The organism is Pseudomonas sp. TE3552 (genome assembly GCF_056278945.1).
In genome coordinates, this window is record NZ_JBWBQJ010000001.1 from 2,785,029 (window position 1) to 2,803,750 (window position 18,722).

General features: G+C 58.3%; 16 protein-coding genes and 1 pseudogene. 8 read left to right on the plus strand and 9 right to left on the minus strand.

What is annotated here, in order from left to right; translation table 11 throughout:
* Nucleotides 1-87 precede the first annotated feature (87 nt).
* Nucleotides 88-381, plus strand: a complete 294-nt coding sequence (locus tag ACZ9BB_RS12325) for a fructose-bisphosphate aldolase (RefSeq protein ID WP_476214019.1) — start codon at nucleotides 88-90, stop codon at nucleotides 379-381.
* Between the two features lie 72 nt (nucleotides 382-453).
* On the opposite strand, the gene ACZ9BB_RS12330 is transcribed toward ACZ9BB_RS12325, so the two are convergent.
* From ACZ9BB_RS12330 to ACZ9BB_RS12340, 3 genes are read right to left on the minus strand one after another with little or no spacing between them, the layout of a single operon-like run.
* Entirely contained in the window at nucleotides 454-2,214 is a 1,761-nt protein-coding gene (locus tag ACZ9BB_RS12330; protein WP_476214020.1) for an isocyanide synthase family protein, read from the minus strand.
* Nucleotides 2,215-2,241: 27 nt separating this feature from the next.
* On the minus strand, nucleotides 2,242-2,958 hold the full coding sequence (locus tag ACZ9BB_RS12335) for an HAD family hydrolase (RefSeq protein WP_476214021.1): 717 nt from the start codon (nucleotides 2,956-2,958) through the stop codon (nucleotides 2,242-2,244).
* Nucleotides 2,958-3,953, minus strand: a complete 996-nt coding sequence (locus ACZ9BB_RS12340; protein ID WP_019648646.1) for an isocyanide synthase family protein — start codon at nucleotides 3,951-3,953, stop codon at nucleotides 2,958-2,960. Before ACZ9BB_RS12340 ends, ACZ9BB_RS12335 begins: the two co-directional genes overlap by 1 nt.
* Before the next feature lie 315 nt (nucleotides 3,954-4,268).
* Here ACZ9BB_RS12340 and ACZ9BB_RS12345 point away from each other — a divergent pair, with 315 nt between their 5' ends.
* A complete protein-coding gene (locus tag ACZ9BB_RS12345) occupies nucleotides 4,269-6,092 on the plus strand; it encodes a di-heme-cytochrome C peroxidase (RefSeq protein WP_476214022.1) in 1,824 nt (607 codons plus the stop codon).
* A gap of 100 nt (nucleotides 6,093-6,192) precedes the next feature.
* On the opposite strand, the gene ACZ9BB_RS12350 is transcribed toward ACZ9BB_RS12345, so the two are convergent.
* The 4 genes from ACZ9BB_RS12350 to ACZ9BB_RS12365 form a co-directional block, all read right to left on the minus strand.
* A complete protein-coding gene (locus ACZ9BB_RS12350; RefSeq protein ID WP_008011722.1) occupies nucleotides 6,193-6,741 on the minus strand; it encodes a cupin domain-containing protein in 549 nt (182 codons plus the stop codon).
* A 348-nt stretch (nucleotides 6,742-7,089) separates the two neighbouring features.
* Nucleotides 7,090-8,373 (minus strand): NAD(P)/FAD-dependent oxidoreductase, encoded by a 1,284-nt coding sequence (locus ACZ9BB_RS12355; RefSeq protein ID WP_476214023.1) that lies wholly within the window; start codon nucleotides 8,371-8,373, stop codon nucleotides 7,090-7,092.
* A 52-nt stretch (nucleotides 8,374-8,425) separates the two neighbouring features.
* On the minus strand, nucleotides 8,426-9,916 hold the full coding sequence (locus ACZ9BB_RS12360) for an aldehyde dehydrogenase (protein ID WP_476214024.1): 1,491 nt from the start codon (nucleotides 9,914-9,916) through the stop codon (nucleotides 8,426-8,428).
* Between the two features lie 284 nt (nucleotides 9,917-10,200).
* Nucleotides 10,201-11,577, minus strand: coding sequence for a glutamine synthetase family protein (locus ACZ9BB_RS12365; protein WP_476214025.1), 1,377 nt, complete (start codon nucleotides 11,575-11,577; stop codon nucleotides 10,201-10,203).
* Between the two features lie 280 nt (nucleotides 11,578-11,857).
* Here ACZ9BB_RS12365 and ACZ9BB_RS12370 point away from each other — a divergent pair, with 280 nt between their 5' ends.
* The 5 genes and pseudogenes from ACZ9BB_RS12370 to ACZ9BB_RS12390 all read left to right on the plus strand — a co-directional run bounded on the left by ACZ9BB_RS12370 (nucleotide 11,858) and on the right by ACZ9BB_RS12390 (nucleotide 17,355).
* Nucleotides 11,858-12,619 (plus strand): gamma-glutamyl-gamma-aminobutyrate hydrolase family protein, encoded by a 762-nt coding sequence (locus ACZ9BB_RS12370; RefSeq protein ID WP_476214026.1) that lies wholly within the window; start codon nucleotides 11,858-11,860, stop codon nucleotides 12,617-12,619.
* 438 nt (nucleotides 12,620-13,057) lie between these two features.
* Nucleotides 13,058-14,200 (plus strand): polyamine ABC transporter ATP-binding protein, encoded by a 1,143-nt coding sequence (gene potA / locus ACZ9BB_RS12375; protein WP_476214027.1) that lies wholly within the window; start codon nucleotides 13,058-13,060, stop codon nucleotides 14,198-14,200.
* A 29-nt stretch (nucleotides 14,201-14,229) separates the two neighbouring features.
* Nucleotides 14,230-15,112: pseudogene (locus ACZ9BB_RS12380) on the plus strand (ABC transporter permease subunit).
* A complete protein-coding gene (locus ACZ9BB_RS12385; RefSeq protein ID WP_476214028.1) occupies nucleotides 15,109-15,993 on the plus strand; it encodes an ABC transporter permease subunit in 885 nt (294 codons plus the stop codon). Before ACZ9BB_RS12380 ends, ACZ9BB_RS12385 begins: the two are co-directional and overlap by 4 nt.
* 264 nt (nucleotides 15,994-16,257) lie before the next feature.
* A complete protein-coding gene (locus ACZ9BB_RS12390; RefSeq protein ID WP_476214029.1) occupies nucleotides 16,258-17,355 on the plus strand; it encodes a polyamine ABC transporter substrate-binding protein in 1,098 nt (365 codons plus the stop codon).
* A 132-nt stretch (nucleotides 17,356-17,487) separates the two neighbouring features.
* Here ACZ9BB_RS12390 and thpR read toward each other — a convergent pair whose 3' ends face one another.
* On the minus strand, nucleotides 17,488-18,027 hold the full coding sequence (gene thpR / locus ACZ9BB_RS12395) for an RNA 2',3'-cyclic phosphodiesterase (protein WP_476214030.1): 540 nt from the start codon (nucleotides 18,025-18,027) through the stop codon (nucleotides 17,488-17,490).
* A 125-nt stretch (nucleotides 18,028-18,152) separates the two neighbouring features.
* On the opposite strand from thpR, the gene ACZ9BB_RS12400 reads away from it, so the two are divergent.
* The gene (locus ACZ9BB_RS12400) at nucleotides 18,153-18,347 is read left to right on the plus strand and encodes a hypothetical protein (protein WP_476214031.1); all 195 of its coding nucleotides are present in this window, start codon (nucleotides 18,153-18,155) and stop codon (nucleotides 18,345-18,347) included.
* A 14-nt stretch (nucleotides 18,348-18,361) separates the two neighbouring features.
* Here the strand turns inward: ACZ9BB_RS12400 and ACZ9BB_RS12405 are convergent, their stop codons facing one another.
* The gene (locus tag ACZ9BB_RS12405; protein WP_476214032.1) at nucleotides 18,362-18,715 is read right to left on the minus strand and encodes a DUF1428 domain-containing protein; all 354 of its coding nucleotides are present in this window, start codon (nucleotides 18,713-18,715) and stop codon (nucleotides 18,362-18,364) included.
* Nucleotides 18,716-18,722 lie beyond the last annotated feature (7 nt).

The following is an 18,722-nucleotide window of genomic DNA, read 5'->3' on the forward strand; positions in this document are numbered from 1 at the left end:
CTCCGGTCTGCGAACCCGCGCATAGCTGCCACCCATTTTGTTTCGCAGCAGAACGGTGGCAATTCTACTTTTATTAGGATTAACACCATGACGACTCAAAACCCGCTCCGCCACTACACCCCCATGTCCCATTTCGCCACCGACCACCCCGTCCTCCTCATCGACGCCGACGCCCCACTGCACGAACTCCACAGCTGCCTCAGCGAACGCCTCAACGCCGTCCTCAAATACCTCAACCTGATGGCCTGCACCAGCCTCCCCGACTACGCCGAACACGACATCAACACCGTCACCAACATCGCCCGAATCATGGTTCAGGATGTGAGTGATGTGTTTCGGGTGATTGAGCAACGTGGGTTCGATACGCCCAAGGGGCAGTGATTAAATTTCAGTCGTAGAAAAACCGCATTACTGCGGTTTTTCTGCTTCCTGCTCCGACTCTGACACCAACAATCAATAAACCTGCACCCGCCACAACTCCCGCGACGAAGAACCCGCCGACATCGGCAGCCGCCCATGCAACGTCCGATAGTTATCGATCAGCACCAAATCCCCCTCACTCCATTGATGAGCAATCAGGCAATCCGGGTCATAAACCAGCGCATTGACCTGTTCCAGCAACGCCTGCTGAGCCTGCTCGTCATGGTCCTGCACCGACTGGCTCAAGGTCTGCAATGTCGAGTCGGTGCCCTCTTGGTAGCGCAGGATGAGCTCGCCGCTGCGGGGGTGGTGGTCCACCAGGCTGTACATGCGCGGCGAGCCGCCGAAGTAGGTCATTTTGGTGTAGTAGGTGATGTTCACGCCCTGCCATTGTCGGGCGACTTGCTGCCCGACTTTGCGCAGTACGTTGCGGCTGTCGACAATGGTGGTCTGGCCCTCGCCCGGCTGCGGCGCGGTCTTGCAGTACAGCATGAATTTGCTGGCGCAGAATTTCGGGTTGCGTTGAACTTGTGCGTCGCTGTCGGGCAGCATGTTCAGGTCCCAGTGCAACGGTGTTTTCTCCAGCGAGTGCACCACGCCTTGGGGTTTGTCCGCAGGCTTAACCACGTGGACGGCACCGAAAGCCCATTCGTAGAGCGTGCCGAAGCGTTCGCAGCTGCGAGCAAAGCTATCCTGGTCGTTGAAACGGCAGCCTTTGAGGCAGACGAAACCGAAGGTTTCCACCAGTGCTTCCAACAGGCCGGTGGACAGTCGTTCGAAACCCAGCCCCAACGGGTCTCGCACCACCAGGCCAAACAGCGGAAGTTTTTGCAGTTCGTACTCGAAGCCTTGGGCCTGCGGGTTTTCTGTTTGATGGTAGAGCCATGGCCGCCCCTCATAGGTGACCAGCACATGGTGGTCGAGGTCGACCTGGGCGCGGGCGCGAAGGGTTTGGCTGCCATCCAGGTTGCACACCGGCACGGCATGCCAAGGGCTGTCCACACGGGTCAGCCCTTCGGCCAGACCGAAGGTGAATTTGGGTCCGGCATTGCTGTATTGATGGACCGACAAGCGAATGTCATCGCCGAAGAAACGGTCCACTGCCGCGTTCAATGCGTGCCCGCGATACATCATTTGGTAGGCTTTGAAGTTGATTTGTTGCAGGTACTCGTCCTCGCTCTGCCCTTCTTCGCGACACAGACGCAGGTCGTTGTAGAGGTGACTGCAGAGGTTGTCATGCGCCCGGCTGAGGGATTCATCCTCGTGGCTCTGCTCGATCAGCTCACCAAGGTTTTTCCACGGTAGACGGGCCTGCTTGATCAGGCTGGCGCGAACCGACTCGGCACTTTGGGCCTGGGGAAACAGGTCTTCCATGCTGACCCACTCAATCGTGTGGGTGGTGCACAGTTCACGCAACGCCCGGTTGTAGGCGGCTCGAACGTCGTCAGCCACGCCGACGATGTCATTGAAGGTCGTGCCGTCGCTGAGGATCGACACCACGCAGCCCGGTGCGTGCAACGCGGCGATGGCCTGGCCGAGTTGGTCGAGGCGCTCGATAGCCATGACCTCGCCGTAGTCCGGCAGCACGCCGAAGGTCTGGTCGCTGGCGTTTGGCGACTTGCAGGGAAAGCCTGGCAGAACCAGACGCACTGGCAGGCCCTGATCGAAGCAGTGCCCCAATCGAAGCGCCAGATGCGCCCTGCCTTGTGTGTCGAAACAATCATCCGTGCCTTTGAGCAGATAACCGGCCAGCAAATCGCTGACGGCAGCGATCCAGGCGTCTCTATGTTCCATAGAACAATTTCCTTGAGGGTGTGTGTATCAATAGGATTTGACGGTGTCGCCATGCTCGGCGAACGCATGTGCAGCCCCGCAGGCTTGCTGCAAAATGCGCAGCAATTCGGCCGGGTGTTCACAGCACAAGTTCGGGGCCTGGGCCTGCAAGTCAGGTGTCAGGCCATAGCCCCAAGTGACTGCCGCCGAATACATGCCTGCAGCACGGGCCGTTTGCAGATCGATCTCCGTGTCACCGACGAACAAGCAGCGTTGCGGATCAACCGACAACCGCCGGGCGGCTTCCCATGCCACCTCCGGTTGCGGTTTGAGCGACCTGCCTGCGCGATGCCCCAGAATTGGCCCGAAAGCATTCTGCGGTAGCAACGTTCTGGAAACCTGCAAAGCCATTTCCTCGGCCTTGTTGGTCACGATAGCCAGCGGTAGCTCCAACTGTCGGCAGCCTTCGAGCAATTCCAAGACACCGCTGAATGGACGGGAGAATTGAACCAGGTTGTGCTGATAGAGCGTCACATAGCGCTGGTGCATGGCGAGCGCATCAGCGATGCCGAACTGCGTGGCCACCCGCTCGATCATCGCCGTGGTGCCGCCGCCGATATACCCGCGCACTGTTTCCGAGGTCAGCGCCGGGCAACCGTGTTCGAGCAGCACTTGGTTCAAGCACCAGGTGATGTCGGGCAAGGTGTCGACCAGAGTCCCGTCCAAATCGAAGAGTACGGCTTCGACCCGTAACCGAGACGTCATCATTGGGCACTGGCGTAGTGACAAGGACGCCCCTTGCGGAACACCAGGCGGTGATAGCGCTCATCGACATTGCTGCGTTTTTCGAGCGTGACCACACCCCGTCGCTTGATGGCCACCGAATGCCAAGGTGTACGCCATAGGTCACTGGTTGGCACCAACCGGATACCGATCTTCGTCGAGACCGCCAGTTGCGGGTGAATCGACAGGCGCAGGCAATGCGGGTAGCGCGCCTGCAACAGCGCACCCCAGGCTTCGCTGCGCTGGATCACCCGCTGCGAGGCCGGTTTGGCGACCTTCTTCACCGCATTAAGGCTCATGCCGGCGAATACTTTCAGTCCCGAGTAATCCTCGGAAAGAAAGCGATGGATGCCGCAGTACATCAACATCATGTGCGGATCATCCTTGAAGCGCTGCTGCAACAAGATCAATGACTGACCGTGCTCGATCATCATCTCTTCACGCATGGCGTCCAGACAATCCAGCTGAGGGTAGGCATCCCGGAGGTCGAAATGGGCAAACGTACCGCGATAGTGCTGCTCGGCGTAGTGCTGGATAGCGTCGGTGTAGGCCTTGACGTCGGAATCGGGAACATGCACCAAGTCAGAGAACACATAGCCATCGGAGCAGATATGAATCAGCGCGCCCGGTGCGTAGATCTCCTGGATCTCTGTGCACAGGCGATTTAACTCATCGATAGCATGATGTTCAGCAAGATCGGGCAGATGACTCAGGGTTTTCTTGCGGCTGGGCGATTTGCCGGGAAAGGCTGGCAAGACCATTTCAATCTTGCGACCGCTCTCGACCGCCTGCATGACCTTGGTCAGATGGGGTTCCAGCACCTGCGACGAAAGTTCGTGATCCTGCCCCGGGGCGAGGCTACGACGGCGAAACAGGCATTCGAGGATTTGCTCGGCAATGTTCATGTGTGGGGTGTTCTGATGCTCGTGCACCAGCTGACCGCACACCTGTTGAGCAACGGTGTTTGAACCTTGCATAGACAATCCTTTGTGTGGTGAACAACGGCCATCTTTTGGCCATCAGCAGATATCCCTTACCTGCGGGCGGCTAAATTCCTACAAGTCGTGAGGGCTGTCAATCGTGGCAATCCGGAATATTACGGCACCAAAATCATCGAAAAACCCTCACACAGGCTCATGCAACGTCCAAATTGGCAAAGCCATCCTGCGGCCACACGCATGCCGTGGAACAAAATTAAAGCAGTGTTTTTTTTGTGGCTACACTCATGACTGGTAGCTTTTGGCTACCCACCTGATTGGCTCCAACAGGAATTACAAATAGAAGGGAATCTCATGAGCAAACTAAAAGCCCCCCCGTTTGCCTGCGCTGCACTGTTGTTTTTCGGCTGTCATTCAATGACTCAGGCTGCCGACATTCTGGATCAGGGATGGAGTGACACCACCCAGTCCAATTGGCTTGAACTTTCACAAGGATCGAGAATTCTCCCTCTCTCCTGGGCGGTTGCATTGGAAGAGCCAGGTTCAGAGGAGAAGTTCATGAGTGACAAAACGATCTCAGCCTACGGTTACACGCCTTATAATCCGTCTTATAAAGGTAAGCGTCTTACGTTGCCGATGGGTTTCGTTTTGGATGACAGTCACGACAGCAAACTGTCTTTCACAAAACTGCGTTGGTTTTTTGGACAAGGGACGAAAGAGCCATGGGTGGGGATGAACTGCTCTGCTTGTCACACGGCCCAAATCAATTTTGAAGGACAGAATCTTGTCATCAATGGCGGGCCAACGAACGCCGACTTTCAGAATTTTTTCAAGGCGTTGAGAGCAGCTTTAAACACAACGGCTTCCGATCCTGAAAAATTTGAGCGCTTTGCCAAGAGTGTCCTGGGAGATGACCTGTCAAAAGGGAATCGCCAACGGCTGAAAAAATCGCTGGATAGCTTGAATGCGTTTTATGCACAAAACGAGACATTGAATGCCACAGATCTGCAATATGGCCCAGGTCGCCTTGATGCAGTGGGCCACATTCTCAACAAAATCAGTCAAGTCACCCAAGCGACACCGCCTACCCCTAACCCCTCTGATGCGCCGGTGAGTTATCCATTTCTCTGGAATACGCATCAACACAACGTCCTCCAATGGAACGGAATGGTCAGTAAACACCAACTCCCTTCGATTAAAAATGACGGCGGCCTGGATGCTGGAGGTCTGGGGCGTAATGCTGGAGAAGCCATCGGTGTGTTCGCCGACATTCGACCGGTTAAAGAAAATCCGGCCAAGGCAGGATTTGTCTCTAGTGTGAACGTGAAAAATCTGGATGTTCTAGAACGTTCTCTTTATACCTTGAAGCCTCCACGGTGGCCTGGGCAATTGCCAAAAGACCTCACGCCGGGTGCCAAATTATTTGCGGACAATTGTGTCGGCTGCCACGCCACTCTTCCTAGAAACGATCTCGCCACACCCATTGAAGCGGTCATGGTTCCAATCTCTGCGAATGAAAACTTAAATCCTCGGGGCCCAAATGACAGGACCATTAGCACGGACCCCTGGATGGCGTGCAATGCCTATCAATTTAAAGCGGATGCTGGAGTGTTGGCGGGTTATCCCAGAGTCGATAAATCAAAAGCACCCATTCAATCAAATGACCTTCTCTACAACATGCTGGGTGTGACCGTCCTGGAGACATTACTGGGCAAAGGACGCGATGTCGCCGAACTGGCTTTCGATGGATTGCTTGGAATAGATACCAAACCTCAAAAAGTCCCTGGCTTCAAGGACCGTGCCTTGTTCAGCGAAGTTGATGAAAAAGCACTACGACTAATCAACTGCTACCGTGACAGCCCAAAGGTTGCTCTTCTCGCCTATAAAGCAAGACCCCTCAACGGCATCTGGGCCACAGCTCCCTATTTGCATAACGGCTCTGTGCCGACCCTGAACGACCTTCTCCTGCCACCCCGTCAGCGTCCCTCGACTTTTTATACAGGGACAAATGAATTCGATAACCAAAGGGTGGGATTCAAGACCGAGAAATCGGACAAGAATTGGTTTCTGTTCGACACCAGGCTTGAGGGCAACAGCAACGCCGGCCATGACTATGGCGTGAGCCGCCTAAGTGATGTGCAAAGGTCACAGCTTCTCGACTACTTGAAGTCCCTTTGAACGGCGTCGTAGATGCCATCAGCTGATGGCATGAAGGGGCGACCACAAGTAGTGGTCGCCCCTTCGAAGGTCGTTACAGCTTTAATGTCTGCTCTAGATATCAGAAGTTCGCCGGGGTGTTGGCGCTGATGATTTCAGCCTCATCCGCCCCAATATTGCGAAACCGATGCGGCAGCGTCGTCGGAAAGTAATACCCATCCCCGGCATTCAACACACTGATCTGCCCATCCACAGTCAATTCAACCGTGCCACGGGTTACAAGCCCACACTCCTCCCCTTCAGCATGCACGATGGGCTCTTCCCCAGAGCTCGCGCCTGGCGCGTACTGCTCGCGCAACAGCCGCATCTGCCGACTCGGCACCGAAGCGCCGATCAGCAACAACCGCAGCCCATGGCGCCCCAGATCCGGCTGTTCATTGGCGCGGAACACGTATTGATGCTCACGCGGCGGTTGGTCGAAGGTGAAGAAGTCCGCCAAAGACATGGGAATGCCTTCGAGCAGTTTTTTAAGGGAACTGACGGAGGGACTGACGCGATTCTGTTCGATCAGGGAGATGGTGGCATTGGTGACGCCGCTACGCCGGGCCAGCTCGCGCTGGGACAGTTTGTAGCTTTCGCGTACTAATTTGAGTCGTGAGCCCGTGTCCATGACAGCCTTATGTGAGAACTACTTAAGGGGTAATGGGGGTGGGTGGCGGGCGACTGGTGGCCGCGGGTTACGCCGTTTCCCGTCCCGGAACCGTGGAAGGCGGCTATTAAATCACGTTTGTTGGTGTTGCTCAGCAGGTTCGATAAATGGCAGATAAATCAAATAGGTGAATGATAGCTGTCCGCCCATGTACGAAATCTGTGGGAGCGGGCTTGCCCGCGATGGCGGTGGGTCAGGCGGCATCGATGGTGGCTGATATGGCCTCATCGCGGGCAAGCCCGCTCCCACAGGGATTGTGGTGTGGCATTGGCCGGCGGCACCTTTTGGGGGGACGCCGGCAGGTTCAACTTAGATGCCGAAACGGTCGCGTAGCGCGTAATACGCGGCGCCCATGGCGGTGAGTGGGGCCTGGAAGGTGCGGCCGCCGAGCATGGGCATGTGTGGCAGGGAGGCGAAGGCGTCGAAGCGTTCGGCGTCACCGCGGATCATTTCCGAGATGAGCTTGCCGGCCAGGTGCGAGCAGGTGACGCCGTGGCCGCTGTAGCCTTGCATGTAGTAGGCGTTTTTCTCGATGCGGCCGAATTGCGGCATGCGGGACATGGTCAGCAGGAAGTTGCCGGTCCAGCGGTAGTCGATTTTCACGTCCTTGAGTTGCGGGAAGGTCTTGAGGATTTTCGGTCGGATCAGTTGATCGATGTCGTCGGGCTCGCGAGCGCCGTAGACCACGCCGCCGCCGTACAACAGGCGGTTGTCGGCGGTGAGGCGGTAGTAGTCGAGCAGGTAGTTGCAGTCTTCCACGCAGTAGTTGTTGGTGATCAGGCTGCGGGCGACTTTTTCGGACAGCGGTTCGGTGACGACGATTTGTGAACCGCAGGGCATGCTTTTGCGCGTGACGCGGTTGTCGAGGTCTTGAGGCAAGTAGGCGTTGCCGGCGATCAGCAGGTACTTGGCCCGCACCACGCCTTTGGCGGTGCGCACAGTGATCGGCTCGCCATAGGTAATTTCCACGGCGGCGGATTGTTCGTAGATTTTGCCGCCCAGGCGAATGATCGCGGCAGCTTCACCGAGGGCCAGGTTCAGCGGGTGAATGTGGCCGCCCTGCATGTCGAGCAGGCCGCCGACGTAGTTGTCGCAACCGACTTCGCGCTGGATGTCCGAGGCGTCGAGCATTTTCAGGTTGCGGTTGCCATAGCGCTCCCAGTTGCTCTTCTGCTCGGCCAAACCGTTGAGTTGCTTTTTGTTCAGCGCCGCAAAAATGCCACCAGGGCGGTAGTCGCATTTGATGTCGTAGTCTTTGATGCGCGAACGGATGATGTCGGCGCCCTCGAAGATCATGCTGCCGAGGACTTCAGCGGTTTTGTCGCCGTAGCGTTCTTCGATCACATCGACATCGCGGCTGTAGGAGTTGACCAGTTGGCCGCCGTTGCGACCGCTGGCGCCGAAGCCGACTTTGGCGGCTTCCAGTACCGTTACGCTATAGCCCGCTTCGCTGAGGAACAACGCCGAGGACAAACCGGTGTAGCCGGCGCCGATTACACAGACGTCGCACTCCACCAGTTCTTCAAGAATCGGGTAATCGCCAGTCTGATTGCGGGTGGCGGCGTAGTAGCTGTTTACATGAGTGTGTTTCATAAGTTTCTCCGAGGGCCGCGGGCATGTGCCCGCGACCGTCGCTGTAAAAGTGTTAGAGCTTGATCCAGGTCGCTTTGAGCTCGGTGTATTTGTCGAACGCATGCAGCGATTTGTCCCGACCGTTACCCGACTGCTTGAACCCGCCGAACGGCGCGGTCATGTCGCCGCCGTCGTACTGGTTGACCCAGACGCTGCCGGCGCGCAAACCACGGGCGAAGGTGTGGGCCTTGCTGAGGTTGCTGGTCCACACGCCGGCGGCCAGACCGAAGAGGCTGTCGTTGGCGATCTGCAGCGCTTCTTCAGGGGTGTCGAAGGTGATCAGCGACAGCACCGGACCGAAGATTTCTTCCCGGGCGATGGTCATGGCATTGGTCACGCCATCGAAAATCGCCGGTTCCACGTACAAGCCACCGGAGTCTTGGAGGGTGCATTTGCCGCCGGCGATCAGTTGCGCGCCCTGGTCTTTGCCGATTTCGATGTAGCGCAGGATCGATTCCAGTTGGCGCTGATCGACGACCGCGCCGACCGTGGTTTCCGGGTCCAGGGCATGCCCCGGTTGCCAGGCTTGCAACGCTTCCAGCAGCAGTGGAATGAACTGCTCGCGGATCGAACGCTCCACCAGCAAACGCGAACCGGCGGTGCAGACTTCGCCCTGGTTGAAGGCAATCGCGCTGACCGCTGCCTGAGCGGCTGCGCGCAGGTCCGGCGCGTCGGCAAACACCACGTTCGGGCTCTTGCCGCCCGCCTCCAGCCAGACGCGTTTCATGTTGCTTTGCCCGGCGTAGATCAGCAGTTGCTTGGCTATCGCGGTGGAGCCGGTGAAGGCCAGCACGTCGACGTCCATGTGCAACGCCAGCGCCTTGCCGACGGTGTGACCGAAACCCGGCAAGACGTTGAACACGCCTTTGGGGATGCCAGCGTCCAGCGCCAATTGCGCGATGCGGATGGCGGTCAGCGGTGACTTTTCCGAAGGCTTGAGGATGAACGAGTTGCCCGCCGCCAGCGCCGGGGCGAATTTCCAACTGGCCATGATCAGCGGGAAATTCCACGGCACGATGGCCGCGACCACGCCTGCGGGTTCGCGGGTGATGAGGCCGAGTTGATCGTGCGGTGTGGCGGCGACTTCGTCGTAGATCTTGTCGATCGCCTCGGCGCTCCAGCGGATCGCGTTGGCGGTCGCTGGAATGTCGATGGCCATGGAATCGCTGATGGGTTTGCCCATGTCGAGGGTTTCCAGCAGCGCCAGTTCTTCCTGGTTGGCCAGGATCAAGTCCGCGAAACGAATCAAAATGCGCTTGCGTTCTGCGGGTGCCAACCGCGCCCAGATGCCGGACTCGAAGGTCTGCCGTGCAACCGCAACTGCCGCGTTTGCATCGGCTTCGTCGGTGCTGGCGATGTTCGCCAGGAAGCGGCCGTCGACCGGGCTGGTGCATTCAAAGGTGTCGCCGCTGAGTGCCGGGCGGTATTGGCCGTCGATGAATGCCCGGCCTTCTAAAGTGAGGGACTGGAAGCGTTGTTCCCAGTCGCTGCGGGTGTTTGTCATGGTTGTGACTCGACGCAGAGGAATATGTTGTTGCTGGATTGAAGCCAACCAGCAAAGGATCAAAACACCGCAATTCCCTGTGGGAGCGACCTGTGGCGAGGGGGCTTGCCCCCGTTTGAGTGCGTAGCACTCACAAAATCTTTGGTACACCAGAGACTAAAGGACTGCTTCGCAGCCCAACGGGGGCAAGCCCCCTCGCCACAGGTCGCTCCCACAGGGATTGGCGGTGTACACATGATCTGTGTACGCCCACCTTTCATCCTTGACTGACGGTTTCTAACCCATCAAACCGTGTGCAAGTACCAGTTGTACTCAAGGTCGGAGATGGAGTTCTCGAACTCGGCCAGCTCACTTTCCTTGCACGCCACGAACACGTCGATGTACAGCGGGTCGATGTAGCGCGCCATGACTTCGCTGTCGTCCAGCTCGCGCAGGGCATCACGCAGGTTGTTCGGCAGGCTTTGTTCATTCTGCTCGTAGCTGTTGCCTTCGACCGGTGGGCCCGGCTCGATTTCATTGGTCAGGCCGTGGTGAATACCGGCCAGCACCGACGCCATCAGCAGGTACGGGTTGGCATCGGCACCGGCCACGCGGTGTTCGATACGCACGGCATCCGCCGAACCGGTTGGCACGCGCACCGCGACGGTGCGGTTGTCGATGCCCCAGCTCGGCGAGTTCGGTACGTAGAACTGCGCACCGAAACGCCGGTACGAGTTGACGTTCGGGCACAGGAACGCCATCTGCGCCGGCAGGGTCTCGAGCACACCGCCGATCGCGTGTCGCAGCGCGGCGTTCTGCTCGGGATCCTCGCTGGCAAAGATGTTGTTGCCTTCTTTATCGAGAATCGAAATGTGCACGTGCAGGCCGTTGCCCGCCTGGCCCGGATACGGCTTGGCCATGAAGGTGGTGTCCATCTCGTGGTCGTAGGCGATGTTCTTCACCAGACGCTTGAGCAACACCGCGTAGTCGCAGGCCTTTATAGGGTCGTTGACGTGATGCAGGTTCACTTCGAACTGCGCCGGGGCGCTTTCCTTGACGATGGCGTCGGCAGGAATGCCCTGCTCTTTCGCGCCTTCGAGAATGTCTTGCAGGCAGTCGACGTATTCGTCCAGATCGTCGATCAAATACACCTGGGTCGACATCGGACGTTTGCCCGAAACCGGCGAACGTGGCGACTGCGGACGGCCGTTCACGTTGTCCTGGTCGATCAGGTAGAACTCCAGTTCGAACGCCGCGCAAATGGTCAGGCCCATGGCGTCGAACTTGCGCACCACATTGGCCAGCACTTCACGCGGGTCGGCGAAGAACGGCTGCCCTTCCAGTTCATGCATGGTCATCAACAGTTGCGCGGTCGGGCGCTTCTGCCATGGTTCGATGCTGAGCGTGCCGGGGATCGGGTAGCAGATGCGGTCGGAGTCACCGATGTCCAGCCCCAGGCCGGTGCTTTCCACCGTGGAGCCGTTGATGTCCAGTGCAAACAGAGACGCCGGCAGGTTGATGCCTTTTTCGTAGACCTTATGAAGACTGGTGCGCTCGATGCGCTTGCCGCGCACCACACCGTTCATATCCGCAATCAGAAGGTCGACGTACAAAACCTCAGGATATTTCTTAAGGAATGCGTTTGCTTCGTTGAGTTGAACGGTACGCAGAGGGACCGACATGATGCACCTATTAGCTGTTAATTATTATGTTCACCGCCCTTTCACGCAGCCAGTCAATCCGAAAGGCAAAGTGAAGTCAATAGCGAACACCTGGCCTTCAAGCGTTATTTTTAGGGCCTTTTCAGGGCATGAGAGTGCCAGAGCAGTCTTCAAACACGCGCAAATCCTGAGCCTCGGCCGTTTGGCGTTTAGAATTTTTTACATGAGAGTTGTTAATTAAAATCAACAAGGCTAAGCTCCGGAAAAGCTCGTTCAAGTGTGAAACTTCGAGGTGATAAAAATGGCACTCAAGCCATTGATCGGTGTTACTGCGTGCGTCAAACAGATTGGCCTGCACCCCTACCATGTCAGCGGTGACAAGTACTTGCGTGCTGTCAGCGTCGCGGCTTTGGGGTTGCCCGTCGTTATTCCTTCCTTAGGCGAACTGACCGAAATCGATGACCTGCTCGCGCAGCTCGACGGTCTGCTGCTGACCGGTTCGCCGTCGAATGTGGAACCCTTCCACTACCAAGGCCCGACCAGCGCTCCCGGTACGGATCACGATCCGGCGCGGGACGCCACCACCCTGCCCTTATTGCGCGCAGCCATTGCGGCTGGCGTACCGGTACTCGGCATCTGCCGGGGCTTTCAGGAAATGAACGTGGCGTTCGGTGGCAGTTTGCACCAGAAGGTCCACGAACTGCCTGGCATGCTGGATCACCGCGAAGCGGATCACCCGGATCTGGCCGTGCAATACGCACCGGCCCATGCGGTGAACGTGCAGCCGGGCGGCGTGTTCGAAGCGCTGGACCTGCCACAGGTGTTCCAGGTCAATTCGATTCACAGCCAGGGCATCGACCGACTGGCGCCCGGCCTGCGCGCCGAGGCGATTGCGCCGGACGGTTTGATCGAGGCGATTTCGGTCGAGCACAGCAAGGCCTTCGCCGTCGGTGTGCAGTGGCACCCGGAATGGCAGGTGCTGAACAACCCTCCCTACCTGAGTATTTTCCAGGCGTTTGGCGACGCATGCCGGCAACGGGCGGCGCTGCGTAATACGCGCTGACTTCAAAAAGCATTCAACGATTTAACTGCCCCCGTGAGTCTGGCGGGCGTGCCTTTGCGCGCCGGTCGCTCACGTAATAGATGAACCGCAATAACAACAAGTACGACCAGGCAGCCAGGATGGCGGTGCCGAATAAGCCCGACGGGTACGGGCCAGTGATTCAAATGCAAATCCCTGTGGGAGCGGACTTGTGTGGCGAGGGGGCTTGCCCCCGTTCGATTGCGAAGCAATCGTAAATCGGTCACCGCTTTCTGATTCAAGATCGCGGCGACTGATTCAGGGGCGCTTCGCACCCCAACGGGGGCAAGCCCCCTCGCCACACAAGCCTCGCTCCTACAGAGGGGCGCGTTATGACTGGCACCGTACGGCTTGGGTTTGCAATCCACTCTTAAGTCAGGCCGTGTTGGCCCGACGACTGAAACCTGTTGGGAGTTTCATATGGCAAACGCCTCCAGCATCTACAGGAAGGCTCTTGAAGGTCACCAGGCACCGAAAAAGGTGTTGGTGAAAGTCGACCGCGTTACCAAGAAATTCGACGAAACCACCGCCGTGGACGATGTGTCCCTGGAGATCCATCAAGGCGAAATCTTCGCCCTGCTCGGCGGTTCCGGCTCGGGTAAATCGACGCTGCTGCGCATGCTCGCCGGCTTCGAGCGCCCGACCGAAGGGCGGATTCTGCTCGACGGGGTCGACATCACTGACATGCCGCCGTACGAACGGCCGATCAACATGATGTTCCAGTCCTACGCCTTGTTCCCGCACATGACTGTGGCGCAGAACATCGCCTTCGGCCTCAAGCAGGACCGTTTGCCCGCCAGCGAAATCGACGCCCGCGTCGAAGAAATGCTGCGGCTGGTGCACATGACCCAGTACGCCAAGCGCAAGCCGCATCAGTTGTCCGGCGGTCAGCGTCAGCGTGTGGCGTTGGCGCGTTCGTTGGCCAAGCGGCCGAAGCTGTTGTTGCTCGATGAGCCGATGGGCGCACTGGATAAAAAGCTACGTTCGCAGATGCAGCTTGAACTGGTCGAGATCATCGAGCGCGTCGGCGTGACCTGCGTGATGGTAACCCACGACCAGGAAGAGGCCATGACCATGGCTGAACGCATCGCGATCATGCACTTGGGCTGGATCGCCCAGATCGGTAGCCCGGTAGACATTTATGAAGCGCCGGTCAGCCGCATGGTTTGCGAATTCATCGGCAACGTGAACGCCTTCGACGGCACCGTGGTCGAGGATCTGGAAGGTCACGCGATCATTCACAGCCCGGACCTTGCGCAGAAAATTTACGTCGGCCACGGCGTGAGTACCTCGGTGCAGGACAAGTCGATCACCTACGCCATCCGCCCGGAAAAAATGCTGGTCAGCACCCTCAAGCCCGAGACCCGCTACAACTGGTCCGAAGGCAAGGTACATGACATCGCCTACCTCGGCGGCCACTCGGTTTTCTACGTGGAACTGCCCGGCGGCAAGATCGTCCAGTCGTTCATGGCCAACGCCGAACGCCGTGGCGCGCGTCCGACCTGGGAAGATCAGGTCTACGTGTGGTGGGAAGACGACAGCGGCGTGGTACTGCGCTCATGAGAACCTTCAATCAGCAGTTCCTGCGCCTGGTGCCCAGCGGCCGCAAACTGGTCATCGGTATTCCGTTCCTGTGGCTGTGCCTGTTTTTCCTGTTGCCGTTCTTCCTGGTGATGAAGATCAGCTTCTCGGAAGCAGCGCTGGCCATTCCACCCTACTCCGAGATTTACACCTTCGCCGAGCAGAAATTCCAGCTGCTGCTGAACGTCGGCAACTACGGCTTGCTGGCCGAGGATGAGCTGTACATCTCGGCGTACCTCGGTTCGTTGAAGGTCGCGCTGTTCAGCACCTTGATGTGCCTGGTGATCGGTTTCCCGATGGCCTACGCGATTACCAAGGCCAGCAAGGAAGCGCAAAACGTCTTGTTGCTGTTGATCATGATGCCGACCTGGACCGCGATCCTGATCCGCGTCTACGCGTGGATGGGCATTCTCAGCAACAACGGTTTGCTCAACGCGTTCCTGATGTGGACCGGGCTCACGTCGCAGCCGATCGAGATCCTCAACACCAACACCGCGGTCTATATCGGCGTGGTTTACGCCTACCTGCCGTTCATGGTGCTGCCGCTGTACGCCAACCTGGTCAAGCACGATCACAGCCTGCTGGAAGCAGCGTCGGACCTGGGTTCGAGCAACTTCAACAACTTCTGGAAAATCACGGTGCCGCTGGCCAAGAACGGCATCATTGCGGGCTGCATGCTGGTGTTCATTCCGGTGGTTGGTGAGTTCGTGATTCCGGAACTGTTGGGCGGCCCGGAAACCCTGATGATCGGCTCGCGTGTTGTGGCAAGAGTTCTTCAACAACCGCGACTGGCCGGTGGCGTCTGCCCTGGCGGTGGTGATGCTGGCGATCCTGATTGTGCCGATTCTGTTGTTCAACCGTAGCCAGGCCAAAGAGATGGAGGGACGGGGATGAACCGTTTCGGATTTTCACGATTGATGCTGGTGCTCGGCCTGTCGTTTATCTACCTGCCGATGCTGATCCTGGTGATCTACTCGTTCAACGCCTCCAAATTGGTGACGGTGTGGGGCGGCTGGTCGGTGAAGTGGTACGTCGGTCTGCTCGACAATTCGCAACTGATGGGCTCGGTGATGCGCTCGCTGGAAATCGCCTGCTACACCGCGATTGCGGCGGTGGCGCTGGGCACGCTGGCGGCGTTCGTGCTGACCCGCGTGACGCGCTTCAAGGGTCGTACGCTGTTTGGTGGTTTGGTAACGGCGCCACTGGTGATGCCGGAAGTGATCACCGGTCTGTCGCTGTTGCTGCTGTTCGTGGCCATGGCGCAGATGATCGGCTGGCCGCAGGAGCGTGGCCTGCTGACGATCTGGATCGCCCACACCACGTTTTGTGCAGCTTATGTGGCGGTGGTTGTTTCCGCGCGCTTGCGTGAGTTGGACCTGTCGATTGAAGAAGCCGCCATGGACCTCGGCGCGCGGCCGTTCAAGGTGTTCTTCTTGATCACCATCCCGATGATCGCGCCGTCACTGGCGGCCGGCGGCATGATGTCGTTTGCCCTGTCGCTGGATGACCTGGTGTTGGCGAGTTTCGTGTCGGGGCCAGGTTCCACGACCTTGCCGATGGAAGTGTTCTCGGCGGTGCGCCTGGGCGTGAAGCCTGAGATCAATGCCGTGGCCAGCCTGATTCTGCTGGCAGTGTCGATCGTCACATTCATGGTCTGGTACTTCAGCCGTCGTGCCGAAGCCACGCGCAAACGGGCGATCCAGGAAGCCATGGACCAGACTGCCAGCGAATCGTGGCAGCAACCGAAAAAGCAACTGGTCGAAGCGACGGCCTAGTGCTGTTGAGTTAAATGAAGTGAACACAAACCCTGTGGCTAGGGGCTTGTTGTGGCGAGGGGGCTTGCCCCCGTTCGGCTGCGAAGCAGTCGTAAAACCAGCGAATTCGGTGTGCTTGATACACCTCGGTTGTAGGTTTGGGGGCCGCTTCGCGACCCAACGGGGGTAAACCCCCTCGCCACAACAAACCCCTAGCCACAGTTTTTGTGTTCACTGCACTTTTGCTTTGCGTATTTGAATAAAAAAGAAAATGGAGTTGTACCGATGAAAATGTTTGGCAGGACCCTGCTGACACTGTCCTTATTGGGCGCAATGGCCACCGGCGCCCAGGCCAATGACAAGGTGCTGCGCGTCTACAACTGGTCGGATTACATCGCCCCGGACACCGTCAAAAAGTTCGAGGACGAGACCGGCATCCGCGTGACCTACGATGTGTTCGACAGTAACGAAACCCTTGAGGCACGGTTGCTGGCTGGCAAGTCCGGCTATGACATCGTGGTGCCGTCCAACAGTTTCCTGGCCAAGCAGATCAAGGCCGGCGTGTATCAGGAACTGGACAAGTCGAAGCTGCCGAACTGGAAAAACCTCAACCCGGTGCTGCTGAAAAACGCCTCTGCCAGTGACCCCGACAACGGTCACGCCTTCCCGTACATGTGGGGTTCGATCGGCATCGGTTTCAACCCGGCCAAGGTCAAGCAAGTGTTGGGCACTGATGCACCAGTGAACTCCTGGGACTTGCTGTTCAAACCGGAAAACGCCGCGAAGCTCAAGGCCTGCGGTATCAGTTTCCTCGATTCGCCCACGGAAATGCTCCCGGCCGCCCTGCACTATCTGGGCTACCCGGTGAATTCCCGGGACAAACAGCAGATCGCCGAAGCCGAAGCGCTGTTCATGAAGATTCGCCCGTCGGTGGCTTATTTCCATTCGTCGAAGTACATCTCCGACCTGGCCAACGGCAACATCTGCGTCGCCGTCGGTTACTCCGGCGACGTGCTGCAAGCCAAGGCCCGCGCCAAGGAAGCCGGCGACAAGGTCAGGATCGAATACAGCATCCCGAAAGAAGGCGCCGGCAGCTTTTACGACATGGTCGCCATCCCTCAGGACGCAGCGAACGTCGACAACGCCTACCTGTTCATGAACTTCCTGATGCGCCCGGACATCATCGCCGAGGTCACCAACAACATCGGCTACAGCAACGCCAACGCGGCGGCCACGCCGCTGGTGGATGAAGCGATTCGCGACGACCCCGGCTCCTACCCGCCGCAAGCGGTGATGGCGACGCTGTATGCCATTCCTGACATGCCGATCGCCACGCAGCGGGTGATGACCCGAGGGTGGACGCGGGTGAAGCTCGGTCAGTGATTCAAGGTGTTCTCCCACTTTTCCGTTCACGCAGCGCCTTACCACCGCTGCACTCCTCTGAAGAAGAACGGCTTCACCTGGCTTCCTCGGTTAAGGTGAATTCGGCGCCCTCGCGGCGCCTTTTTTATGCGCTCATGAAGCGACCAGTGGCCACTCGGCCAGCGCCCGATAGCGGCCTTTATGGGATTCGAACAGGGTGAAGCGATCGGCACGCAGGAAAAATTCTGGTGGTGTCGCGGATTCAGGGACCGGCGCCCGGTAGTCGCGCATCAGGGTCAGGTGCGGACGAAATTCCCGCCGGGTATCTTCAAAGCCAAACGGCAACATCGCCTGCTCCAGCGCATACACCAACCGCAGCAACTCCGGCGCGGCCTGCGCGGGGGCCAGCAACAGAACCCCGGAGCGACGCCAGACTTCCAGTCGATCCAGCGCGACCGTCAACGGCACGCCGGGTATCCGGATACTGGCGGCGGCCCTGCAGATGTCCGCGATCTGCGCCATGCCGACCGTCCCGAGAAACAGCAGTGTCAGATGAAAATTCTCCACTGGCACCGGGCGTCCGACATTGAGCCCCAGCGCGCCGCGCCATTGCGCGATAGCCCGGCGTTGTTCAGGGGCGCAGTTGAGGGCGAAGAACAGCCGTTTGAACGGCTCACGGGATTCATCGCTCATGTCTGGCACCTCAACGCTTGGGGACTCTCTGAGTTTACAAAGGGATACCACGCCAGCAAGTGCATTTCTGGCACCTGCCGGCATGCGCGTTATAGTTGAAGCAACCGAATCGACGGGAGGGCGCCATGCGTCAGGTCATCAGCAAAGAGCCATGGTGGGCTGTGCCACCCAAGCCCGGCCAGGATGAGTCCGAGCTGGAATGGGGTTGGCTGGTTCATTACAACGAAGGCGAGCCGCGCTTCGAGTTCATCAAGGAGCGGCCGACGGACAGCGAGATTCGTAATCGCAAAAGTTGCAGGACCACCCCGACGCCGGAGTGATCCTGGCGTTGTGTTCAGGCTTTGACGAGCATCTCGAAACCACCAAAAATCGCTCGCTGGCCGTCGAACGGCATTGGATTGACGTCCGGTTGCATGCGCGGATCGCTCATGAGTTTCGCCATGCCGGCGTCACGGGTGGCCTTGTCAGGCCAGACGATCCAGGAAAACACCACAGTCTCGTCTTCCTTGCGTTTTACCGCCATGGGGAACGAGGTCACTTTGCCATCAGGCACGTCGTCGCCCCAGCATTCGGCGAGGCTCAGCGCGCCGTTTTCCTTGAAAATCGCGGCGGCGGATTCTGCGTGTTGCTTGAATTTTTCGCGGTTGGCGGTGGGGACTGCAGCCACGAAACCATCAACGTAAGCCATGATCGTT

What these genes read in the sequence shown, in the direction of transcription:
- ACZ9BB_RS12325 (WP_476214019.1), top strand. Translation starts at nt 88, where the DNA reads ATGACGACTCAAAACCCGCTCCGCCACTACACCCCCATGTCCCATTTC.
- ACZ9BB_RS12330 (WP_476214020.1), bottom strand. Translation starts at nt 2,214, where the DNA reads ATGGAACATAGAGACGCCTGGATCGCTGCCGTCAGCGATTTGCTGGCC.
- ACZ9BB_RS12335 (WP_476214021.1), bottom strand. Translation starts at nt 2,958, where the DNA reads ATGACGTCTCGGTTACGGGTCGAAGCCGTACTCTTCGATTTGGACGGG.
- ACZ9BB_RS12340 (WP_019648646.1), bottom strand. Translation starts at nt 3,953, where the DNA reads ATGCAAGGTTCAAACACCGTTGCTCAACAGGTGTGCGGTCAGCTGGTG.
- ACZ9BB_RS12345 (WP_476214022.1), top strand. Translation starts at nt 4,269, where the DNA reads ATGAGCAAACTAAAAGCCCCCCCGTTTGCCTGCGCTGCACTGTTGTTT.
- ACZ9BB_RS12350 (WP_008011722.1), bottom strand. Translation starts at nt 6,741, where the DNA reads ATGGACACGGGCTCACGACTCAAATTAGTACGCGAAAGCTACAAACTG.
- ACZ9BB_RS12355 (WP_476214023.1), bottom strand. Translation starts at nt 8,373, where the DNA reads ATGAAACACACTCATGTAAACAGCTACTACGCCGCCACCCGCAATCAG.
- ACZ9BB_RS12360 (WP_476214024.1), bottom strand. Translation starts at nt 9,916, where the DNA reads ATGACAAACACCCGCAGCGACTGGGAACAACGCTTCCAGTCCCTCACT.
- ACZ9BB_RS12365 (WP_476214025.1), bottom strand. Translation starts at nt 11,577, where the DNA reads ATGTCGGTCCCTCTGCGTACCGTTCAACTCAACGAAGCAAACGCATTC.
- ACZ9BB_RS12370 (WP_476214026.1), top strand. Translation starts at nt 11,858, where the DNA reads ATGGCACTCAAGCCATTGATCGGTGTTACTGCGTGCGTCAAACAGATT.
- potA (WP_476214027.1), top strand. Translation starts at nt 13,058, where the DNA reads ATGGCAAACGCCTCCAGCATCTACAGGAAGGCTCTTGAAGGTCACCAG.
- ACZ9BB_RS12385 (WP_476214028.1), top strand. Translation starts at nt 15,109, where the DNA reads ATGAACCGTTTCGGATTTTCACGATTGATGCTGGTGCTCGGCCTGTCG.
- ACZ9BB_RS12390 (WP_476214029.1), top strand. Translation starts at nt 16,258, where the DNA reads ATGAAAATGTTTGGCAGGACCCTGCTGACACTGTCCTTATTGGGCGCA.
- thpR (WP_476214030.1), bottom strand. Translation starts at nt 18,027, where the DNA reads ATGAGCGATGAATCCCGTGAGCCGTTCAAACGGCTGTTCTTCGCCCTC.
- ACZ9BB_RS12400 (WP_476214031.1), top strand. Translation starts at nt 18,153, where the DNA reads ATGCGTCAGGTCATCAGCAAAGAGCCATGGTGGGCTGTGCCACCCAAG.
- ACZ9BB_RS12405 (WP_476214032.1), bottom strand. Translation starts at nt 18,715, where the DNA reads ATGGCTTACGTTGATGGTTTCGTGGCTGCAGTCCCCACCGCCAACCGC.